At 65.2% G+C, this 19,294-nt stretch carries 17 protein-coding genes; 6 read left to right on the forward strand and 11 right to left on the reverse strand.

Features of this window, described 5'->3' with window-relative positions; translation table 11 throughout:
- Window positions 1-8: 8 nt before the first annotated feature.
- The 8 genes from tolQ to AZSI13_RS08780 all read right to left on the reverse strand — a co-directional run bounded on the left by tolQ (window position 9) and on the right by AZSI13_RS08780 (window position 7,330).
- Window positions 9-686 carry a protein TolQ gene (gene tolQ / locus AZSI13_RS08745; protein WP_109040790.1) on the reverse strand — a complete coding sequence of 226 codons (678 nt, stop codon included), beginning with the start codon at window positions 684-686 and terminating at the stop codon, window positions 9-11.
- Window positions 683-1,129 carry a tol-pal system-associated acyl-CoA thioesterase gene (ybgC, locus tag AZSI13_RS08750; RefSeq protein WP_109040791.1) on the reverse strand — a complete coding sequence of 149 codons (447 nt, stop codon included), beginning with the start codon at window positions 1,127-1,129 and terminating at the stop codon, window positions 683-685. The genes tolQ and ybgC overlap by 4 nt, the downstream gene beginning before the upstream one ends.
- 58 nt (window positions 1,130-1,187) lie before the next feature.
- Window positions 1,188-2,282 (reverse strand): Holliday junction branch migration DNA helicase RuvB, encoded by a 1,095-nt coding sequence (ruvB, locus tag AZSI13_RS08755; RefSeq protein WP_109040792.1) that lies wholly within the window; start codon window positions 2,280-2,282, stop codon window positions 1,188-1,190.
- Between the two features lie 65 nt (window positions 2,283-2,347).
- Window positions 2,348-2,932, reverse strand: coding sequence for a Holliday junction branch migration protein RuvA (gene ruvA / locus AZSI13_RS08760; RefSeq protein ID WP_109040793.1), 585 nt, complete (start codon window positions 2,930-2,932; stop codon window positions 2,348-2,350).
- Entirely contained in the window at window positions 2,929-3,507 is a 579-nt protein-coding gene (ruvC, locus tag AZSI13_RS08765; protein ID WP_109040794.1) for a crossover junction endodeoxyribonuclease RuvC, read from the reverse strand. Before ruvC ends, ruvA begins: the two co-directional genes overlap by 4 nt.
- Window positions 3,508-3,511: 4 nt before the next feature.
- Complete coding sequence (locus AZSI13_RS08770; RefSeq protein ID WP_109040795.1) at window positions 3,512-5,533, reverse strand: TonB-dependent siderophore receptor; 2,022 nt, start codon at window positions 5,531-5,533, stop codon at window positions 3,512-3,514.
- 60 nt (window positions 5,534-5,593) lie between these two features.
- Complete coding sequence (locus tag AZSI13_RS08775; protein ID WP_109040796.1) at window positions 5,594-6,460, reverse strand: DMT family transporter; 867 nt, start codon at window positions 6,458-6,460, stop codon at window positions 5,594-5,596.
- A 144-nt stretch (window positions 6,461-6,604) separates the two neighbouring features.
- Window positions 6,605-7,330: a YebC/PmpR family DNA-binding transcriptional regulator gene (locus AZSI13_RS08780; RefSeq protein WP_109040797.1), complete on the reverse strand. Its 726-nt coding sequence runs from the start codon at window positions 7,328-7,330 to the stop codon at window positions 6,605-6,607.
- Between the two features lie 69 nt (window positions 7,331-7,399).
- Between AZSI13_RS08780 and AZSI13_RS08785 the strand changes: the two genes are divergently transcribed.
- Window positions 7,400-8,932 (forward strand): helicase HerA-like C-terminal domain-containing protein, encoded by a 1,533-nt coding sequence (locus AZSI13_RS08785; RefSeq protein WP_109040798.1) that lies wholly within the window; start codon window positions 7,400-7,402, stop codon window positions 8,930-8,932.
- Between the two features lie 134 nt (window positions 8,933-9,066).
- On the opposite strand, the gene AZSI13_RS17285 is transcribed toward AZSI13_RS08785, so the two are convergent.
- The 3 genes from AZSI13_RS17285 to lgt all read right to left on the reverse strand — a co-directional run bounded on the left by AZSI13_RS17285 (window position 9,067) and on the right by lgt (window position 11,495).
- Window positions 9,067-9,261 (reverse strand): hypothetical protein, encoded by a 195-nt coding sequence (locus AZSI13_RS17285; protein ID WP_133247298.1) that lies wholly within the window; start codon window positions 9,259-9,261, stop codon window positions 9,067-9,069.
- 52 nt (window positions 9,262-9,313) lie between these two features.
- Window positions 9,314-10,639: a malonyl-CoA decarboxylase gene (locus tag AZSI13_RS08790; RefSeq protein WP_109040799.1), complete on the reverse strand. Its 1,326-nt coding sequence runs from the start codon at window positions 10,637-10,639 to the stop codon at window positions 9,314-9,316.
- A 70-nt stretch (window positions 10,640-10,709) separates the two neighbouring features.
- A complete protein-coding gene (gene lgt, locus AZSI13_RS08795; protein WP_109040800.1) occupies window positions 10,710-11,495 on the reverse strand; it encodes a prolipoprotein diacylglyceryl transferase in 786 nt (261 codons plus the stop codon).
- Window positions 11,496-11,608: 113 nt separating this feature from the next.
- On the opposite strand from lgt, the gene ilvD reads away from it, so the two are divergent.
- The 5 genes from ilvD to AZSI13_RS08820 form a co-directional block, all read left to right on the forward strand.
- A complete protein-coding gene (gene ilvD, locus AZSI13_RS08800; protein ID WP_109040801.1) occupies window positions 11,609-13,468 on the forward strand; it encodes a dihydroxy-acid dehydratase in 1,860 nt (619 codons plus the stop codon).
- A gap of 373 nt (window positions 13,469-13,841) precedes the next feature.
- On the forward strand, window positions 13,842-14,561 hold the full coding sequence (locus AZSI13_RS08805) for a LuxR family transcriptional regulator (protein ID WP_165833419.1): 720 nt from the start codon (window positions 13,842-13,844) through the stop codon (window positions 14,559-14,561).
- Window positions 14,562-14,852: 291 nt separating this feature from the next.
- Window positions 14,853-16,415: a TolC family protein gene (locus tag AZSI13_RS08810; RefSeq protein WP_109040803.1), complete on the forward strand. Its 1,563-nt coding sequence runs from the start codon at window positions 14,853-14,855 to the stop codon at window positions 16,413-16,415.
- A gap of 2 nt (window positions 16,416-16,417) precedes the next feature.
- Window positions 16,418-17,263 (forward strand): efflux RND transporter periplasmic adaptor subunit, encoded by an 846-nt coding sequence (locus AZSI13_RS08815; RefSeq protein ID WP_109040804.1) that lies wholly within the window; start codon window positions 16,418-16,420, stop codon window positions 17,261-17,263.
- Window positions 17,264-17,282: 19 nt separating this feature from the next.
- Window positions 17,283-19,294: DUF4347 domain-containing protein (locus AZSI13_RS08820; RefSeq protein WP_114149340.1), on the forward strand; the 2,012-nt coding region annotated here is incomplete at its 3' end.

The following is a 19,294-nucleotide window of genomic DNA, read 5'->3' on the forward strand; positions in this document are numbered from 1 at the left end:
CCAGCCCCTTAGCGCATCTGGCGTTGCAGGATGTTGGAGAACTCCTCCATGAAGCTCTCGAAGCGGGTGGAGAGGCGGTCGATGTCGTGGGCGAAGCGGTTGTAGGCCAGCACCGCGGGAATGGCGGCGAAGAGGCCGATGGCCGTGGCCACCAGGGCTTCGGCAATACCGGGGGCGACGGAGGCCAGGGTGGCCTGGCCCACGTTGGAGAGGCCACGGAAGGCGTGCATGATGCCCCAGACCGTGCCGAAGAGGCCGATGTAGGGGGAGACGGAGCCGACGGAAGCGAGGAAGGCCAGGTGGGATTCCAGGTCGTCGATTTCCCGCTGGTAGGTGGCGCGCATGGCGCGGCGGGAACCGTCCACCACATCTTTGGCTTCCAGGTTCTTCTGGTTACGCAGCTTGGTGAATTCCCGGAAGCCGGCCTCGAACACCCGCTCCATGGCGCCGGTCTCGTGGCGCTGCTCGGCGGCGTTCTGATAAAGACGATTGAGGTCGCCGCCGCTCCAGAAATCCCGCTCGAACTGCTCGGTCTGGGCCCGGGCGTTCTTCACCGCGTAGACCTTGCGGAAGATGTAGTACCAGGACATGAAGGAGACACCGGCCAGCAGGGCCATGACGATCTGGACAACGGCGCTGGCCTGAGTGATGAGGGAGAGGATGGAGAGGTCTTGAGTGACGTTCATTGCAGGGCTTCCAGTTTCTCGCGCAGGAATTCGGGGATGGGAGTGGTTTTCATGGCGTCCAGCTTGACGCAGACAATCTGGACGGTAGCGGTGACCAGGTCGTCGCCGCCTTCGGCGCGGCGGGCGAACTGGCGAAAGACGATCTGGGCCCGGCCGAGCTTTTCCACCTGCAGGCCGATGGTCAGCAGGTCGTCCAGGCGGGCGGGACGCTGGTAGTCGCAGGCCACGGCACGGACGACGAAGGCAATGCCCTGGTCGGCCAGCAGGTCGGCCTGGTGATGGCCGATGCTGCGCAGCCATTCGGTACGGCAGCGCTCAAAAAAACGCAGGTAGTTGGCGTAATAGACGACGCCGCCGGCATCCGTATCCTCGTAATAGACGCGGACCGGAATGGTGAAGGCACCATCGGTGGCTGAAGTCAGTTCGGTGGCAGACGCACTCATGGGCGATATTTTAGGGGGCTCGGGGCAAGGGCACGATGACAGTCTGTAACAGCGGCTCTCACGACCCCTTGGGCGCCCACAGGTCCGGCGTCGGGGCGGGCTGGCCCGGCGCTTCCAGGCCCAGGTGGCGATAGATGGCCGGTGTGGCGATGCGGCCCCGGGGGGTGCGCTGCAGGTAACCCTGCTGGATCAGGTAGGGCTCCAGCACATCCTCGATGGTATCCCGGGCCTCGCCGATGGCGGCGGCCAGGTTGTCCACACCGACGGGGCCGCCGGCGAACTTGTCGATCACGGCGGAGAGCAGCTTGCGGTCCATCAGGTCGAGGCCGCCGTGGTCCACGTCCAGCATGGAGAGGGCGGCGTCGGCCACTTCCCGGGTGATGATACCGTCGGACTTGACCTCAGCGTAATCCCGCACCCGGCGCAGCAGGCGGTTGGCGATACGGGGCGTGCCGCGGGAGCGGCGGGCGATTTCCAGGGCGCCTTCCGGCTCGATGGCCACGTTGAGCAGCTGGGCCGAGCGGGTAACGATATGGGTCAGCTCCTGGGCGTTGTAGAACTCCAGGCGGGCGACGATGCCGAAACGGTCCCGCAGGGGGTTGGTCAGCATGCCGGCCCGGGTGGTGGCGCCCACCAGGGTGAAGGGCGGCAGGTCCAGCTTCACCGAACGGGCCGCCGGTCCTTCACCGATCATGATGTCGATCTGGAAGTCTTCCAGGGCCGGATAGAGGATTTCCTCCACCACCGGGCTGAGACGGTGGATTTCGTCGATGAACAGCACGTCGTGCGGTTCCAGGTTGGTCAGGATGGCGGCCAGGTCGCCGGCCCGCTCCAGCACGGGGCCGGAGGTCTGGCGCAGGTTCACCCCCATTTCGGCGGCAACGATGTGGGCCAGGGTGGTCTTGCCCAGGCCCGGCGGGCCGAACAGCAGCACATGGTCCAGGGCCTCGCTACGCCGCTTGGCGGCGTGAATGAAGATGGAGAGCTGTTCCCGAATCTTGGCCTGGCCCACGTAGTCGGCCAGGCGCTTGGGCCGCAGGGCGCGCTCGATGGCCTCCTCCTGGGAAGACTTGCTTTCGGCGCCGATGAGACGGCCGGAAAGGCCGCCCTGTTCGGCGTCGAAGGAGGAATCAAAGGCGTCGGTTTCGATCATGGCTGGAGTCGGAAAGGCACTGGGGCCAAAAGCCCGGAAGGCAGCATTCTAACCCCGCCGCCCCCTCAGGGCTTGGCCAGCAGCTTGAGGGCCTGGCGGATACCGTCGGAAACACCGGCACCCGCCGGCAACTGCTTGAGGGCAGCCCCAGCCTCCCGCTCGTTGTAACCCAGGGCCAGCAGGGCATTGAGAATGTCGGCCTGGTCATCGTGCACCACCAGGCTGGCCGCGGCACCGCCGCCCACCACCGGGGCCAGCTTGTCCTTCAGTTCCAGTAGCAGGCGCTCCGCCGTCTTCTTGCCGATGCCCGGCACCTTGGTCAGGCGGCCGGCCTCCTGGCGGGCCACGGCGCCGGCCAGGTCGTTCACCGACAGGCCGGAGAGGATGGACAGCGCCATGCGCGGGCCGACGCCGGAAATCTTGATCAACTGGCGGAAGGCGAAACGCTCCGCTTCGGTGAGGAAACCGAAGAGGAAATGGCCGTCCTCCCGCACCACGAAGTGGGTCAGCAGGGTCACCTTGTCGCCGTTGCCGGGGAGGTTGTAGAAGGTGCTCATGGGCACATCCACCTCGTAGCCGACACCCTGCACGTCCAGGACCACCTGGGGGGGATTCTTTTCGGCCAGCAGGCCGGTGAGTCTTCCGATCATGTCTTCTTTCTCGCAATGGGAGGGGAGGTCGACGCCGCCGTGCGGGGCGCCTCCATCAGGCGGCCACCGCGTACCCGCAGGCCCACCGTGGCGATGCCGCCCAGGCCCTGGCCGCCGTGGGCGTGGGCAATGGCGCAGGCCAGGGCATCCGCCGCATCCGGCGACGGGTCGCCGGGCAGGCTGAGCAGGCGTCGCACCATGTGCTGCACCTGCTCCTTGGCCGCCTTGCCGTTACCCACCACCGCCTGCTTGACCTGCAGGGCGGTGTATTCGCCCACCGGCAGATCAGTGGAGACCAGGGCAGTAATGGCTGCCCCCCGGGCCTGGCCGAGGAGCAGGGTGGACTGGGGATTGACGTTGACGAACACCTTTTCCACCGCCGCCTGCTGGGGAGCGTAGGTTTCCACGATCTCCCGGATGCCGCGGTAGATAACGGCCAGGCGCTCCGGCAGGGTGGTCTTCTCGTCAGTGCGGATGCAGCCGCTGCTGACGTAGATCAGCTGGCTGCCCTGCTTGTCGATGAGACCAAAGCCGGTGCAGCGCAGGCCGGGGTCGATGCCGAGAATACGGACCATGGGTTCAGAAATCCAGCCGCATGGAAACGAAATGCCGGGGCGTCACCACCTGGGAATCGCGGAATTCCGGGTGGCTGTCGATGCTGGAGCGCCCGGTGTAGGCCACTTCAATGCTCTGCCCACCGGCCTGGAAGCGCCGCGCCAGGCGCCAATCAGCCCGGTGGTAGGAGGCCACATGGGTATTGCGGGTCCAGCGCATGTCGCCAACGTAGTAGTGGCTGACCGCCAGTTCCAGGTCATAGGGCAGTTTCTGCATCAGCATCAGGGTCGTATTGTGGCTGGGAGCCGACGCCTGGGTGTGACGGGAAATCTTGGCCAAGTTGGAAGGATCGTCATCCACCTCCACATCCAGCAAATGGGCCCGGACCTGGACGAAAGCCTGGTTCAGCAGCAAGCGGGTGTTGTTGAGGGGCTGCCAACGCAGCTGGTACTCGATGCCGCGAATCTTCACCGCTTCGCCGTTGGCGGCGTAATCGGCCCGATCGCACTGGGTCGGGTCCGGGTTGGTGCACCAGGGCGCTTCCAGATAGCGGGGCAGCACCTGGATACGGTTGGGAATGCGCTCCTCGAAGGCGCGCACGTCTAGGGACAGGCGATAGGGGCGGAACTCGCCGATATAGCCGATTTCCCGGCTATCCACCCGCTCGGCCCGCAGGCCCTGCCGGGCCATGAAATCGTAGTCGGTGGCGCCGCCCCCCAGGGGCACCCAGCGCCAGTCGCCCTTGGCCTCGAACAGGGAGGGCGGGCGGAAGGCCCGGGAAACGCCGACCCGCACGGTGTTCTGCTCATCCAGGTGGCGATGCAGCACCGCCCGGGGCGCCAGCATGGAGCCCGCCAAGCTGTCCCGCTCCAGGGTGCCGCCCAGGTTGAGCAGCCAGCGGGGGGCCACCTGCCACTCCAGGTTGGCGAAGAGGCGCTGGGACTGGCGGCTGTGGCTGACGTTGCCGTAGAAGAAGAAGGGCATGCGCACGGATTCGGCATGGAGGCCGCCGCCCCAGGCCAGGCGCATATCGGGGGCCGGGGCCAGGATGTGCTGCACTTCCAGGTCGTGGCGGCGGGCACGGCCGCCGTAATTGACGTTGAAGCGGTCGCTGCCGCAGATCTCCAGATGGCTGTCGTCCGCCGATTCATCGGTGAAGGTGTAATCGGCCTTGAGTTCGCTGTCCGCCGAAATAGCCCGGCGCCAGCCCGCCGACAGGGCGGTGTTGCGCATGTGGAATTCGTGGGCCGGATCACAGGGGTCGGGGATCTTGCCGCTGCCGGATACGTTGCGGGTGTTGCCGAAGTTGAGCTGGACCTCGTCCCGGTCGGAGACGTGCAGGTCGGCCCGCAGGTCGAAGACCTGGTTGCGCCGGTCGTCAAATACCTTATCCAGGCCGTTGTCCTGCTGCTCCCGGAAGGTCATGCGGAAATCTGCTCCGGGCGTACCGCCGCCCCAGCGTACGAAGGTGTCGTGCAGGCCACCGCTACCACTGCTCACGGAGGCGCTGGCGCCCCGCGCCTGGCTGGCGGAGAGGGTGATGATGTTGATAACACCGAGGAAGGCATTGGCGCCGTAGGCCGCCGAATTGGAGCCCCGCAGCACCTCAATGCGCTCGATGTCCTCCAGGGCCACGGGAATCAGGTTCCAGTTCACCCCGCCCTGGTACAAGGGGGAATACTGGGAGCGCCCATCCACCAGCACCTGCAGGCGGGAGGGGAATTCTTCGGAAAGTCCGTGGTAGGTGACCCGACCGGCATCGCGACTGCGCGGTGTCACCTGCATGCCGGGCACCAGGCGCATGACGTCGGAGAGCTGGCGCGCACCGGAGGCGCGGATCAGTTCCTGGTCGATCACCGTCACCGCCCCCGGCGCCTCCGCCAGGGGCTGGGCCAGGCGGGAAACACTGAGTACCACCGGCAGGTCGGCAAAGAAGACCTCCTCCTCCCCCCGGGCCGGCGCAGACAACACGCCGAGGCCGGCCACCACATAGCAAGCGAAGCGGAAAGCGTGCGCGAAATCGCGTCCCTGTCGCCCCTCGTCCATAAAACGCCCCCTAGATACGAAATCCGCCCCCCCGGACGTTGCCCGAAGTGTACCCGATGCTTACTGACGTGGGGCTGCCCGGGCCAGATAAACCCCGGCCACGGCCAGGGCCATGCCAAGCAACGCCGCTCCCGACAGGGTTTCGCCGAAGGCGGCCCAGGCGATAAGGGCGGTGGTAGGCGGGGTGAGATAGAACAGGCTGGCCACATTCACGGCACTACCGCTGCGGATGAGCAGGTTGAGCAGGCTGATGGCCCCCACCGACAACACCAGCACCAGCCATAACAGGGCAAAGATGAAGGTGCCGCTCCAGACGATCTCCTGCTGTTCGGTGGCGCCCGCCACCAGCAGGGTCAGCAGAGCCGTCGGCAGGAACTGGATGACCGCCCCGGAGCGCAGGTCGAAACTGGGGCAGAAGCGCTTCTGGTACAGGGTGCCGACGGTAATGCCGCACAGGGCCGCAAGCGCCGGCAAGAGGGCGGAGGCCAACGGCCCGCCCGCCGCCGCGCCGAACTTGCCGGAAACCACCAGGGCAACGCCGCCCAGCCCCAGGGCCAGGCCCAGCCACTGGCGCCGGCTGACCCGCTCCCCCAGCAGCCAGCCGGCCCCCAGGGCCGTCAGCAGGGGCTGCATGCCCACCACCAGGGCCGTGATGCCCGCCGGCAGCCCGCGCTGGATGGCCATGAAGACGCCGCCGAGATAGACCCCATGCAGCAGCACGCCGGAAAAGCCGATATGCAGCCAGTCCTGCCGCTGCGCCGGCCAGGGGGCCCGAAAAAGCAGGGCAACGGAAAGCATGAGGGCCAGCACCAGGAGGTAGCGCGCACCGAGGAAAGTCAGGGGTTCCGCATAGGGCAGGCCGTACTTGGCACCGATGAAGCCGGTGCTCCACAGCAGGACAAAGAGGAAGGGCAGGAACTTGCGCACGCAACGCCTCGCGAAAGGTAGCGACAATGACCGAAAGCCCCTCCGGTGACATGGCCGGAAAGGGGAACGAAACAAAATCGGGGGGCAAAGAAAAAGCGGCGCCTGGCGCCGCTTTTTCAGGGGGATACCCGCAGACGAGGCCGATTATTCGCCCATCACCGCAGAGGTGTAAACCTCCTGCACATCATCCAGGGATTCCAGGGCGTCCAGCAGCTTCTGCATGCGCTCGGCGTCTTCCCCGGTCAGCTCTGATTCGTTCAGGGACTTCATCGTCACTTCCGCCATTTCGGGCTTGAAGCCGGCCTTCTCCAGGGCTTCCTGGACATTCAGCAGGTCGTTGGGCGGCGTCAGCACTTCGATGGAGCCGTCGTCGTTGGTGACGATGTCGTCGGCACCGGCCTCGATGGCTGCATCCATGATGGCCGCCTCATCAGCGCCCGGAGCGAACAGCATCTGGCCGCAGTGCTTGAACTGGAAGGAAACGCAGCCCTCGGTGCCCATGTTGCCGCCGTACTTGTTGAAGGCATGGCGCACATCGGCCACGGTACGCACCCGGTTGTCGGTGAGACAGTCCACCATTACCGCAGCGCCGCCGATGCCATAGCCTTCGTAGCGGATTTCCTCGTAGCTGACGCCTTCCAGCTGACCGGTGCCGCGCTTGATGGCGTTGTCGATGTTGTCCTTGGGCATGGATTCGCCCTTGGCCTTTTCCATGGCCAGGCGCAGGCGCGGATTCATGGCCGGATCGCCCCCGCCCATCTTGGCGGCGACGGTGATTTCCTTGATCAGCTTGGTGAAGACCTTGCCCCGCTTGGCGTCCTGACGGCCCTTGCGGTGCTGGATATTGGCCCATTTGGAGTGTCCGGCCATGGCTAACCTCGTAGCGAAAAACTGTTGATAGAATCGGAGAATTCTAGCATAGCCCCCGGACCCAAACCCATGGCCCAACCCCTAGTCATTGCCCGCCACGCCACTACCGACCTGGCCCTCCTGCCCGCCCTGGCCAACCGCCACGGCCTCATCACCGGCGCCACCGGCACCGGCAAGACCATCACCCTGCAGGTGCTGGCGGAGCGTTTCTCCAGCATCGGCGTGCCCGTTTTCCTGGCCGATGCCAAGGGCGACCTCTCGGGCCTGGCCGCCGCCGGCAAGACCTCGCCCAAGCTGGAAGAGCGGCTACACGGCCTGGGCGTGACCGACTGGAGCCCGACTGCCTTCCCCACCGTCTTCTGGGACGTCTTCGGCCAGCAAGGCCACCCGGTGCGGGCCACCATTTCCGACATGGGCCCCCTGCTGTTGGCCCGCCTGCTCAACCTCAACGATACCCAGACCGGGGTGCTGCAACTGGTCTTCAAGATCGCCGACGACCAGGGCCTGATGCTGCTCGATCTGAAGGACCTGCGGGCCATGGTGCAGCACGTGGGCGAGCACGCCAAGGAATTCACCAGTGAATACGGCAACGTCTCCGCCGCCTCCATCGGCGCCATCCAGCGCTCCCTCCTCAGCCTCGGCGAACAGGGCGGCGACAGCTTCTTCGGCGAACCCATGCTGGACATCGCCGACCTCATGCAAACCGACAACGGCAAAGGCGTGGTCAACGTCCTGGCGGCGGACAAGCTGATGGGCGCGCCTCGCCTCTACGCCACCTTCCTGCTGTGGCTGCTGGCCGAACTGTTCGAGCACCTGCCGGAAGTGGGGGACCTGGAAAAGCCCAAGCTGGTCTTCTTCTTCGACGAAGCCCACCTGCTCTTCAACGAAGCCCCGCCGGCCCTGCTGGAAAAGGTGGAGCAAGTGGTGCGCCTGATCCGTTCCAAGGGCGTCGGCGTGTACTTCGTCACCCAGAATCCCCTGGACATTCCCGACACCGTCCTCGGCCAACTCGGCAACCGGGTGCAGCACGCCCTGCGCGCCTTCACCCCGCGGGACCAGAAGGCCGTCAAATCCGCCGCCCAGACCCTGCGCGCCAACCCGGCCTTCGACGCCGAAGCGGCCATCACCGAACTGGGTGTCGGCGAAGCCCTGGTCTCCTGCCTCGACGAAAAGGGCCGGCCCAACGTGGTGGAACGGGCCTTCATCCTGCCCCCCGCCTCCCGCATCGGCCCCCTCACCGTCGAAGAGCGCCAGCAGGCCATCCGCAGCTCGGTGCTGTACGGTCACTACGAAGAAACTGTGGATCGGGAATCGGCCTACGAAATCCTCAAGGGCCGCACCGCCCAGAGCAGCCCCCAGGCCGCACCACCCGCCTCTGAAAACATCCCGGCGCAACCGCCCCAGGCCGGCGGCGGCATCTTCGGCAGCCTGGGCGACATCCTCGGTGGTGGACAGACCAGCAGCCGGGGCCGGCAATCCGATTCGGTCATCACCACCGTCGCCAAAAGCGCCGCCCGCGCCATCGGCTCCCAGATCGGACGGGAGATCATTCGCGGAGTGCTGGGGTCGATTCTGGGGGGGAGTGGCAGCCGGCGGCGCTGATTTTTTGCCACACAAGATACAGAGAAAAAAGCCCCGCAGTGGAAACAGTGCGGGGCTTTTGTTTAGAACGTTTGAGGCTAAATTCTGCGCAGAACGACTATGTATGGACAGCCTTTTCTGGCACTTGCCGTCTTTCAGTTCGGTTTTCCGTTTCCATCACGCACAACAATTTCATACAGCAGTTGTCCAGAGAATGAAGCTGGATTAGCCCCGTGAAGCATTGCCGTCTTAGTGACTCCGTTATGGAAAACCACAAGTTCTTCCCCCCGTATTTGATAGGTTCCTGAATACGTATGCCCTTGATGATGAATATCTGGGGTCTTTTTCACTGGGCACTCCCATCAATGTACTAATCAACAAACCGCCGCTGCCTAAGAAAAACTACCCCTTCGCCGCGTGCCGCACTGCGGCCACCGCCACTACCCGGCCTTCGCGCATGAAGGCTTCGACGTTTTCTTCCAGGTCGCCCGGTTCATAGAGGTAGTTCACCATCATCCCGTAGGACTGTTTGAAGCCCTTGGGGGCGGTGTCGGCGAGGAAGTTGAGGCGCTCGATGCGGGCACCGTTGCCCAGGTGGAAGCGGGCTACCGGGTCGAGAGGCTTTTCACCGGATTTGGCAGTGACGAGATAGCGGGCCGCCAGGCGGATCAACCCCGGCTCGATGAGCCGCGCCAGACGGGCATCTTCAGCCCATTCCCCCTTGGGTAGCAGGGCCCGCAGGGCTTCGGCGTCGGCGATGCCGGCCTGTTTGGCGAGCTTGGCCAGGTCCGGCGCAAAACAGGCGGCGAAGATATCCGGATTACGGTCGGCCCACAGGCGGAGGGTGGGCAGGGGCGAGAGGGTGGCGAAGGTCTTGAGGCGGGGGAAGTCCCGCTGCAAGTCCTCAATCACCCGCTTCAGCAGGAAATTGCCGAAGGAAACACCGCGCAGGCCCACCTGGGTGTTGGAGATGGAATAGAAGATGGCGGTGTCGGCCCGGTGGGGGTCGGCGGTGGGGGCGTCTTCATCCAGCAGGTGCTGTACCGAGTCGGAGAGCTTATTGACCAATGCCACCTCGACGAAGATGAGGGGCTCGGCAGGCATGCGCGGGTGGAAGAAGGCGTAGCAGCGGCGGTCAGAATCGAGGCGGTTTTTCAGGTCTTTCCAGGAGCGGATTTCGTGCACCGCTTCGTACTGGATGAGCTTTTCCAGCAGGGCCGCCGGGGCCTGCCAAGTGAGGCGGGAAATTTCCAGGAAGCCCACGTCGAACCAGGAGGTGAGACGGTTCTCCAGCTCCCGGTCGAGAGCCTTGAGATCAGCGTCTTTATCCAGGTAGCGCAGCAGGTCGGCCCGCAGGTCCACCAGGAATTTCACGCCCTGAGGGATGGCATTGAACTGGGTGAGGATGCGGATGCGGGAGGAGCGCATGGCGCCCCGCAGGGCGGCTTCCGCATCCCATTGGCCGGGCGTGCCGACGGCCTGCTGGTAGGCGGCGTGGGCAGTGGCCACGCGCTTTGGATCGGGCCCGAACTCCAGGGCAATGAGGCGCAGGAACTCGTGGCGGCCAGCGTCGCTGAGGCCGAGATAGGTTTCCGCCAGCTGGGCGGCCCGGGTGCGGGCAGAAACTTCACCGCCGAGGCCGGCGGCACATTCCTTCAGCTGCTCGCGCAAGCGGGCCAGTTGCTTGGTCGGCAGGGCCGGGGAGGATTTGCTGGGGGCGGTGGCCATGGGGCTTCTCCTTCTTCTCGGGGCGGCAGGGTTGCCTGATGCCCCGATGGTAGAGAAGCCCTCGGGCAAGTCAAGGCTGGCGCCGGGCCCGCAGCAGGAAGAAGACGCCGATCAGCACCATGGGCAGGGACAACCACTGCCCCATGCTGATGGCGTAGCTATGACCAAAGATGCCTGCATCCGGCTCGCGGAAGAATTCGGCGATGAAGCGGAAGGCGCCGTAGCCGATAAGGAAGACGCCGGAGACGGCGCCGGTCGGCCGGGGCTTGGCAGAGTAGAACCAGAGCAGGGCAAACAGGGCCAACCCTTCCAGGCCGGCCTGGTAGAGCTGGGAAGGATGGCGCGGCTGGCCATCCACCTGGGGAAAAACCATGGCCCAGGGCAGGCCGACATCGGCCACCCGGCCCCACAGTTCGCCATTGATGAAGTTGCCGATACGTCCGGCAGCCAGGCCGAGGGGCACCAGGGGGGCGATGAAATCGGTGACGGTGAAGAAGGACTTGCCATTTTTACGCCCCCACCAGGCCATGGCTACCAGCACCCCCAGGAAGCCGCCGTGGAAAGACATGCCGCCCTTCCACACCGCGAGGATCTCCCCCGGATTGGCGAAGTAGTAGCCCGGTTCGTAGAAGAGCACCTGGCCCAGGCGCCCGCCCAGCACCACGCCCAGCACACCCCAGAAGAGCAGATCGTCCAGCTGCTCCAGGCTCCACCCGGCTGTGGGCCGCTGCTGAATACGCCGCCGGCCGAGGGTGTAGAAGGCGGCAAAGGCCACCAGGTACATAAGGCCATACCAGCGCACGGCCAGGGGGCCAAAGGAAAGGGCAATGGGATCGAACTGGGGATGTACCAGCATGGTCTGATGGGATGGGCTAAAATCGGCATTATATTGCCTCGGCTTGTATCAACCCGTATCGACCCCGCCGCGCCCGGAGTTTTCGGCGCGGTTTGTTTTCCAGGAGCCTCCTCATGCCCGACTATCGTTCCCGCACCTCCACCCACGGCCGCAACATGGCCGGCGCCCGCGCCCTGTGGCGCGCCACCGGCATGAAGGACGGCGATTTCGGCAAGCCCATCATTGCCGTGGTGAATTCCTTCACTCAGTTCGTGCCCGGCCACGTGCACCTGAAGGACATGGGCCAGCTGGTCGCCCGGGAGATTGAAGCCGCCGGCGGCATCGCCAAGGAATTCAACACCATCGCCATCGACGATGGCATCGCCATGGGCCACGACGGCATGCTCTACAGCCTGCCCTCCCGCGACCTCATCGCCGACTCCGTGGAATACATGGTGAATGCGCACTGTGCCGACGCCATGGTGTGCATCTCCAACTGCGACAAGATCACCCCGGGCATGCTGATGGCCGCCATGCGGGTCAACATCCCCACCATCTTCGTTTCCGGCGGCCCCATGGAAGCCGGCAAGGTGAAGTGGGAAGGCAAGACCATCGCCGTCGATCTGATCGACGCCATGATCAAGGCCGGTGATACCAACTGCTCCGATGCGGAAGTCGAAGAATTCGAGCGTTCCGCCTGCCCCACCTGCGGCTCCTGTTCCGGCATGTTCACCGCCAATTCCATGAACTGCCTGACCGAAGCCCTGGGCCTTTCCCTGCCCGGCAACGGCACCCTGGTAGCCACCCACGCCGACCGCAAGGGTCTCTTCCTCGAAGCCGGCCGCCGCATCGTGCGCCTGGCCCAGCGTTGGTATGAAGAGAACGACGCCTCCGTGCTGCCCCGTGCCATCGCCAACCACAAGGCCTTCGAGAATGCCTTCGCCCTGGACGTAGCCATGGGCGGTTCCACCAACACCGTGCTGCACCTTCTGGCTACCGCCCAGGAAGCCGGCGTTACCTTCACCATGGCCGACATCGACGCCATCTCCCGCAAGGTGCCCTGCCTGTGCAAGGTGGCTCCCGCCACCCAGGACTACCACATCGAGGACGTGCATCGCGCCGGCGGCATCATGGCCATCCTGGGCGAACTGTCCCGCGGCGGCCTGATCCACCGCGACACCCCCACCGTGCATTGCCACACCCTGGGTGAAGCCATCGACACCTACGACGTGCAGCGGGCCGGCTCCCAGCGCACCCTGGAATTCTTCCGCGCCGCCCCCGGTGGCATTCCCACCCAGACCGCCTTCAGCCAAGACCGCCGCTACACCGAGCTGGACCAGGACCGCAGCAACGGCTGCATCCGCAACGTGGCCCACGCCTATAGCAAGGAAGGTGGCCTGGCCGTCCTGCACGGCAACATCGCCCTCGACGGCTGCATCGTCAAGACTGCCGGCGTCGATGAATCCATCTGGAAATTCACCGGCAAGGCCAAGGTCTACGAGAGCCAGGATTCCGCCGTCACTGCCATCCTCGGCGGCGAAGTGGTGGCCGGCGACGTGGTGGTGATCCGCTACGAAGGCCCCAAGGGCGGCCCCGGCATGCAGGAAATGCTCTACCCCACTTCGTACCTGAAGTCCCGCGGCCTGGGCAAGGATTGCGCCCTGCTCACCGACGGTCGCTTCTCCGGCGGCACCTCCGGCCTCTCCATCGGCCACGCTTCCCCGGAGGCGGCCGAGGGCGGCGCCATCGGCCTGGTACGCAGTGGCGATACCATCGAGATCGACATCCCCGGCCGTCGCATCCACCTGGCCATTTCCGATGCCGAACTGGAAGCCCGTCGCGCCGAGGAAAATGCCAAGGGCGACAAGGCCTGGAAGCCCACGGAAGAGCGCGGCCGCGTCGTTTCCAAGGCCCTGCAGGCCTATGCCCTGATGGCCACCTCCGCCGACAAGGGCGCCGTGCGCGACCTGGGCCAGCTGAGCAAGTCCAAGTAAGTCGAAGCGGTCCGGCAACAGCCCAAAAAGGCCCGGCCAGAGGTGCCCAATAGGGCGCCCCTGGCCGGGCCTTTTTTACCCGTAACACACATAGCGTACGCAGCACGCATACAGGGAAGTAGGGAGCTAACAGAAAGGCCCCCACCCTGAAAAGGGAGCGTTGCGTTATCAATACGACAGTTTGCAAGGAGCATCTTCACCCTTCACAGCGGCGGCGGAAAGACCCAAGGGGCGGTACTTTCCATGGATCAAACAAAAGCCCCGGCGGCAAGCTGTAAGAATTCCAAGGTCGTTTAACTTATCGTTTTGCGCTTTAATGATGCCTTGGCCCTGTTGCATCCCTGACGGCCCACTCCTTAGTTTGAGCCCCCCAATGGATTCCCTGGAACGCTACGCCGACCTCCTCGAAGCTGCTGATGAAGCAGCCTGGGTGGCCGCCTTTTTCGCCCACAGCCGCCGCCTGGGCTTCGAGTACTGCCTCTACGGCACCATCCCTCACGCCAAGTCCGCCCTGTCCACAGCCTGGGTCCGCAGCTCCTTTCCGGCTCCCTGGCTGGAGCGCTACTTCGGCCGGGGCTATGTGGCCTTCGACTACAAGGTGGTGCATTGCATGAACAACACCATTCCCCTGCTCTGGAGCCCCGAGGCCTTTGCCGGCCCGGAACAGCGGCGGGTGTACCAGGAGGGCTGTGCCTTCGGTCTGCGTGCCGGCATCAGCGTGCCGGCCCACGGCCCGGAGGGGACGTATGGGCAAATGTGCCTGTCTCACGATACCGAACCTGACTCGACCTTCCAGCAACACATCCTGGGCCTGTTGCCGGAGATCCTGCTGCTGCGCGATGTGGTCTCCCAAAGCGCCAAGCGCTTTGCCTTCCCCCTCCAGCAGGAGAAAGCCCGCAAGCTGACCACGCGGGAAGAGGAATGCCTGCGCTGGGCCGCCGCCGGAAAAAGCTCCAAGAGCATTGCCCAGGTCCTGGGCTGTGCCGAGCCGACAGTCAATTTTCACCTCACCAACGCCCGCAAGAAGCTGGGGGCGCCGACCCGCCAGGCCGCCATCGCCGCTGCCATCCAGAGCGGCCTGATCCTCATCTGAACTGCCCTTCCTCGCTCGAAACTTCCGTGGTGCAGCGCCCCATTTTGGGGCGTTGCGCTACTCCACACTGTCATTTCTGATAGCTATTTCGGCCATCCACGGTCGAATACACTGAAAACCGTGTTTCAGGCCGGCTTTCATCGTTTGGCATAGGCCGGATCGAATCTCCGGACCGCCGCCGCAGCCCCTCCTTTCATTGCCGCCGCCTGGTGAAAAACCAGCCGTATTGCTGACTCTAGCAGCACGGCCGGGCCGGCCTTGGACACCTCCTCAACTTCCCAGCCCGCCACCATGCCCAATCATTCCGCCATCACGCCGGCCCTCCCCCGCCAGGCCAAGCCACTGCTCGCCCTGACCCTGGCCCTGGGCCTCACCGGCTGCGCCACCCTGGAGCCCCAGGTCCTGGAACCCGCCCAGATCCAGGCCACCACCCAGGCGGACAAGGCGCGTCTGGCCCAGGATGTGGAGCCTCTCACCGGCGCCCTCAGCCTCGAGGAAGCCATTGCCCGAGCCATCAAGTACAACGCCGAACGTCGCCTCAAGGCCATGGAGGAAGCCGTCGCCTACGGCACCTTCGAAGCCGGCCGCTTCGACATGCTGCCCAAGCTGGTGGCCTCCGCCGGCTACCGCTACCGCAACAAGGACCTGATCACCCGTAGCGAGGACTCGGTCACCGGACTGCCCTCCCTGGCCCATCCCTACATTTCAAGCAGCCGTGAAGCCACCTCCACCGACCTCGGCTTCTCCTGGAGCCTGCTGGACTTCGGCCAGAGCTACTACGCTGCCAAGCAGAATGCCGACCGGGTGCTGGTGGCCACCGAGCGCCGCCGCAAAGCCCTGCACAACCTGGTACAGGATGTCCGCACCGCCTACTGGCGCGTCGTCGCCGCCGACAAGCTGGAGGGCACCCTGCGGGAAACCATCAAGGAAGCCGACAGCGCCATCGCCCTGGCCCGCAAGGCGGAAAAGGAAAACCTGCGGCCGCCCCTGGAGTCCCTGCGCTACCAGCGGCAACTGCTGGAAAACCTGCGCATGCTCGGCGTCATCCAGCAGGAACTGGCCACCGCCCGGGTGGAACTGGCCTCCCTGACCAACCTGCCCCTGGCGCAGCAGATCAAGGTGGTGGAACCGAGCGGCAATCTCAGCACGGCCTGGCTTCAGGTGCCGGTGGAAAAACTGGAGGCCCAGGCCCTGATGCTCAATCCGGACCTGCGCGAAAGCCTCTACAACGCCCGTATCGCTCAGGAGGAAACCCGCCGGACCATGCTCAAGCTTTTCCCCGGCATTTCCTTCACCTACGCCCTCAAGCGCAGCGACGACGACTATCTGATCAACGACGTCTGGCGTGAAGCCGGGGCGCAGGTGTCCCTCAACCTGCTGGGACTCCTGGCCGCCCCGGCCCAGATGCGGCTGGCTGATGCCGGCGTCGCCCTGGCCGACCAGAAGCGCATGGCCACCCAGATCGCCGTGCTGACCCAGCTGCACATCGCCCGCCTGCATTACGCCAACGCTGCCCTGCAATTCGAGCGGGCCGACAACCTGGCTCAGGTGGATGGCCGCATCGCTGAACACATCGCCTACCAGGAAAAAGCCGACAAGCAGACCCGCCTCGAGCGGGTGGCGCATCAGACGGCTGCCATCCTTTCCACCCTGCGCCGCTACCAGGCGCTCTCCGACGCCAACACCGCCGCCTCCCGCCTCCAGGCCACCCTGGGCCTGGAACCCCGGGTGGAAGGCAGCGACGCCATGCCCCTGGCCGATCTTACCCAGGCAGTGGGCGAAGCCCTGAAGCAATGGCAGGCGGGGGAGCTGCCTCCCCTGCCGGACGCGCCGGCCCAGGCCAAGGCGGAGTGACGATGCCTGGTCCCGCCGCTCCAACCATCGACCCGGCCGGGCGATCCTGGCGTCCGGCACTGCTCCTGGCGCTGCTACTGGGCGGCTGCCTTAGCCAGGCCCTGGCCAACGAGCTGCCACGGCCGGCCGCCGCCCCCCCGATCCGGGATGCGGTTGAGGCCAGCGTGCTGGAAAAGCGGGACATTCGCGCCCGTCTGACGCCTCGTCGCTACACCACCCTGGCGGCGGAAATCGGCGCCAAGATCAACCGCCTGCCCGTCGCCGAAGGCAGCCCGTTCAAGGCGGGGCAGTTGCTCATCCAGTTCGACTGCACCCTGCAACAGGCCCAGCTGAGCAAGGCCAAGGGCGCCCTGGCCGCGGCCAATACGGCATGGCAGGCCAACCGCCGTCTGGCCGAGTTGTACTCCGTCAGCAAGGTCGAACTGGAAACGTCGGAAGCTGAGCTGACCAAGGCCCGGGCCGAAGTCAGCGCCAGCCAGGCCATTCTGAGCAAATGCAACGTTACGGCCCCCTACGCTGGCCGCGTCGCCGAACAGAAAGTGCGGGAGCAAACCTTCGTGCAACCGGGCCAAGCCTTGCTGGACATCATCGACGACGGCGCCCTGGAACTGGAGTTCCTGGTGCCCTCCCGCTGGATGGCCTGGCTCAAGCCCGACACGGCCTTTGAAATTCGTGTTGACGAAACCGGGCGCAGCTACCCGGCCCGTGTACAGCGGATCGGCGCCCGGGTGGACCCGGTCAGCCAGTCCATCAAGCTCAATGCCGTGATCGACGGCAAGTTCAACGACCTCGTCGCCGGCATGAGCGGCAAAGTGCTTATCACGCCACCTGCTGCCAACCCCCGCTAATCTCCCCAGGAGATATCCCATGAAACGCCTGTCCCGCGCCCTCCTGCCTTCCCTGTTCCGCCGCGCTGCCGCATCGCCGGATGGCGGCCAACCCGCCAGCCCAAGGCCAGAAACCGCCAGCCGCCCCCCCCGCAGCATCCTGCGGCCCCTGGCCCTGGAGCAGCGTTTCATGTTCGACGGCGCCGCCGGAGCGGAAGCGGCCCAGGCAGCAGCCGGCAAGATCCTGCCAACCCTCGATGCCCTCCACGCCATGCAGGCAGCCCATGCCCCGGGGCTGGACCCCCAGGTGATCCGGGAGGCAGCGCCGCTCCTCAACGGCGGTCGCCGGGAAGTGGTGTTCATCGACAGCGGATTGCCCGACTACCAAAGCCTGGTGCAAGGCGTGCGCTCCGGGGTGGAAGTCGTGCTTCTGGCCCCGGGCCAGGACGGGCTGGCACAGATGGCGGCGTGGGCCAGCCGACACCAGGGCTACGATGCCATCCACCTCTTCAGCCACGGCGAGGCAGGGCGACTGAGCCTGGGCAGCGAGCACCTTGACCTCACCCGATTACAGGACGAGGGGGTGCGGCGTGAGCTGGCCCAATTGGGCAAAGCCCTGACGGCCGATGGCGATTTACTGCTCTACGGTTGCGATGTCGCCCAGGGAACCAAGGGGGGAGCCTTCATCGAACGCCTGGCCCAACTCACCGCCGCCGACGTGGCGGCCTCCCGGGACACCACCGGCCTCTGGAAAGGCGAAGGCAACTGGATTCTGGAAGCCACCACCGGACTGGTGGGCGAGAGCCTGGCCGTCAATGGCTACGACCACCGGCTGGCGACCGAAACCTTGAGTGTTGTCGGCGCCACGGTGGACAGCGGCGGTACTGGCCCTAGCCTTGGCGCGGAGTTGCTTAGCGGTGAAGCCGCCAGTAGCGCCGGAAACATTGAGGTTTACTTTACGGACCGGGTCACTCATAGCAAGGCCGGTCTCGTCTATCTGCTCAACCCACCTGCTGCGGGCTACGCTGGCGGAGGCATCTCTGCCTACCACGCGCTCGATAACTCTGGTCAAAACTATAGCGAAGGCAAGGATGCCAACGGCGACGGCCGCTTGGATGACGATTCGCGAGAAACGGAGTATCTGGTCATTCGCCGCCAGGATGGCAGCAGCTTTGCGCTCCAGGATCTGGCCATGACCTGGTTGGGCGGAGACGGAATGACGCTGCAAATTGAAGGCATGAGTGGGGGCGTATCCACTGGTTCCATCACCTACACGGTCCCCAGTGCTTCCAACGCCACAAAGAATTTCGCCACCGAAATCAGCGCTGCCGGCAGCAAATTCACCAACGTCGACATGATCCGTGTGACTGGCTATGCCTATCCTGGCTCCGTCTATATCAACACCAAAGATGGAAGCGCCAAATACCTTGACACTGGTTTTGGCGCCGCCTTCAGCAGCGTCACCCTTGCCGACGTGGCCGTCGTCGGCCCCTCGGTGACCGACGCCAAAATCAACATCACCTCCACCGGTAGCGGCACCGGTGGTACCTACAGGATTGGCGATACTGTTACCGCCACCTGGAACAACACCGCCGCCGGCGACAACAATGCGGGCGTCACCGGCGTGACCATGGATTTCAGCCAATTCGGCGGCGGCACCGCCGTAACGGCCAGCAACAGCGGCAACATCTGGACGGCTAGCTACACCATCACTGCGGGATCGGTGGACGCCACCGCGCGCAACGTCAAGGTCAGTGCCACCGATGGCACCGGGACCCGTACCACGGCTGATACCACCGGCCTCTCGGTGGACAACATTGTCCCTACCGCCACCGACGGCAACATCAGCATCAGTGGGGGCACGGGTAGCGGCGGCGCCTACAAGATCGGCGACACCGTCACCGCCACTTGGAACAACACCGCCGGCGGCGACAACAATGCCGACACCATCAGCGCCGTCACCTTCGACTTCAGCGCCTTCGGCGGCGGTAGCGCCGTGGCCGCCACCAACAGCGGTGGTACCTGGACGGCCACCTACACCCTGGTCGCCGG

This window comes from Azospira sp. I13, assembly GCF_003112695.1.
Lineage (GTDB): Bacteria > Pseudomonadota > Gammaproteobacteria > Burkholderiales > Rhodocyclaceae > Azospira.

Coding starts and splice junctions, on each gene's coding strand:
- AZSI13_RS08770 (WP_109040795.1), bottom strand. CDS start 5,533: ATGGACGAGGGGCGACAGGGACGCGATTTCGCGCACGCTTTCCGCTTC.
- AZSI13_RS08805 (WP_165833419.1), top strand. CDS start 13,842: ATGGATTCCCTGGAACGCTACGCCGACCTCCTCGAAGCTGCTGATGAA.
- ruvA (WP_109040793.1), bottom strand. CDS start 2,932: ATGATCGGAAGACTCACCGGCCTGCTGGCCGAAAAGAATCCCCCCCAG.
- ybgC (WP_109040791.1), bottom strand. CDS start 1,129: ATGAGTGCGTCTGCCACCGAACTGACTTCAGCCACCGATGGTGCCTTC.
- AZSI13_RS08785 (WP_109040798.1), top strand. CDS start 7,400: ATGGCCCAACCCCTAGTCATTGCCCGCCACGCCACTACCGACCTGGCC.
- AZSI13_RS08790 (WP_109040799.1), bottom strand. CDS start 10,639: ATGGCCACCGCCCCCAGCAAATCCTCCCCGGCCCTGCCGACCAAGCAA.
- AZSI13_RS08780 (WP_109040797.1), bottom strand. CDS start 7,330: ATGGCCGGACACTCCAAATGGGCCAATATCCAGCACCGCAAGGGCCGT.
- lgt (WP_109040800.1), bottom strand. CDS start 11,495: ATGCTGGTACATCCCCAGTTCGATCCCATTGCCCTTTCCTTTGGCCCC.
- AZSI13_RS08815 (WP_109040804.1), top strand. CDS start 16,418: ATGCCTGGTCCCGCCGCTCCAACCATCGACCCGGCCGGGCGATCCTGG.
- ruvB (WP_109040792.1), bottom strand. CDS start 2,282: ATGATCGAAACCGACGCCTTTGATTCCTCCTTCGACGCCGAACAGGGC.
- ilvD (WP_109040801.1), top strand. CDS start 11,609: ATGCCCGACTATCGTTCCCGCACCTCCACCCACGGCCGCAACATGGCC.
- tolQ (WP_109040790.1), bottom strand. CDS start 686: ATGAACGTCACTCAAGACCTCTCCATCCTCTCCCTCATCACTCAGGCC.
- ruvC (WP_109040794.1), bottom strand. CDS start 3,507: ATGGTCCGTATTCTCGGCATCGACCCCGGCCTGCGCTGCACCGGCTTT.
- AZSI13_RS08810 (WP_109040803.1), top strand. CDS start 14,853: ATGCCCAATCATTCCGCCATCACGCCGGCCCTCCCCCGCCAGGCCAAG.